Genomic DNA, 1,091 nt, shown 5'->3' on the forward strand with positions numbered 1-1,091 from the left:
GGGGGCCGGGCCGTTATGGAGGTGGTCTCATCAGGGCCGGTCAGTAGTTTGGTCACCCCCCGCTTTTCGCATGTCCTGAACGGATACCTGGGGGACGGTCTGCCCGTTGCCCCGCATGACAAGGCCAGGAGACGAAAAGCAATGAACGGTACCATCGGTGTGGACATTTCCAAAGCCAGTCTCGAAGTCTGGCGTCTTTCCGACCGCAAGCACATGCGGTTTTCCAACGATAAAGCCGGACTCAGGGAACTTTGCAAATGGCTCGGGCCCGATCCGGTCCGCGTCGTGTATGAGGCGACGGGACGGTTTCATCGCGATCTCGAGGCAGCGGTCGCCAAGGCTGGGCACGGCCCCGTCAAGGTCAATCCCTCGCGTGCCAGGCGGTTTGCGCAGGCGACAGGGAACATCGCCAAGACCGACCGCGTCGATGCCAGGATGCTCGCGCAAATGGGGTCGACGCTCGCGCTTGAGGCAACCCCAATTCGCAGCCAAAGCATGCATGAGATCAAGGAGTTGCACGTCGCGCGCGTCGCCCTGATCAAGGACCGCACCGCCTGCCGCAACAGGTTGGACACGGCGCGGAACAAGGTCGTGCTCTCCCAGCTCAAGGCCCGGGAACGCCAAATCGACAAGCAGATCGCCCAGATCGACGCCGAGCTGGTCCGCCTCATCAAGGCCGACCCCGAACTGGCCCGGCGCTACGAGATTCTGATATCCATACGCGGCATCGGGCCGGTGGCCGCGACGGCGATGATCGTGGACATGCCCGAGCTCGGGACGATGACCCCGAAAGAGGCCGCGAGCCTGGCCGGTCTCGCCCCGGTCACCCGGCAGTCGGGGAGTTGGAAGGGCAAGGCCCGCATCTTCGGAGGTCGCCACGGGCTGCGAACCTTGCTGTTCATGCCGGCCGTCATCGCAACCCGATACAACGCCCCGCTCAGGAAGATCTACCTCGCGCTCTACGAAGGCGGAAAACCCTGGAAGGTCGCCATCACAGCGGTGATGCGCAAGCTCATCGTCCTCGCCAACGCCCTGATCCGGGATAACCGAAAATGGGCCGAAATTGCCCCTTGATCAAAACGGATACTCCA

The 1,091-nt window shown here is 63.0% G+C and carries 1 protein-coding gene; it reads left to right on the plus strand.

All coding sequences use genetic code 11. The annotated features are described in order from the left end of the window. Positions 1-141: 141 nt before the first annotated feature. Complete coding sequence (locus BW949_RS16410; RefSeq protein WP_076368013.1) at positions 142-1,074, plus strand: IS110 family RNA-guided transposase; 933 nt, start codon at positions 142-144, stop codon at positions 1,072-1,074. Positions 1,075-1,091 lie beyond the last annotated feature (17 nt).

The organism is Phaeovulum vinaykumarii (genome assembly GCF_900156695.1).
GTDB lineage: Bacteria > Pseudomonadota > Alphaproteobacteria > Rhodobacterales > Rhodobacteraceae > Bieblia_A > Bieblia_A vinaykumarii.

Excerpts from the sequence above, each read along its gene's own strand:
- BW949_RS16410 (WP_076368013.1), top strand. The coding sequence starts at position 142 with ATGAACGGTACCATCGGTGTGGACATTTCCAAAGCCAGTCTCGAAGTC.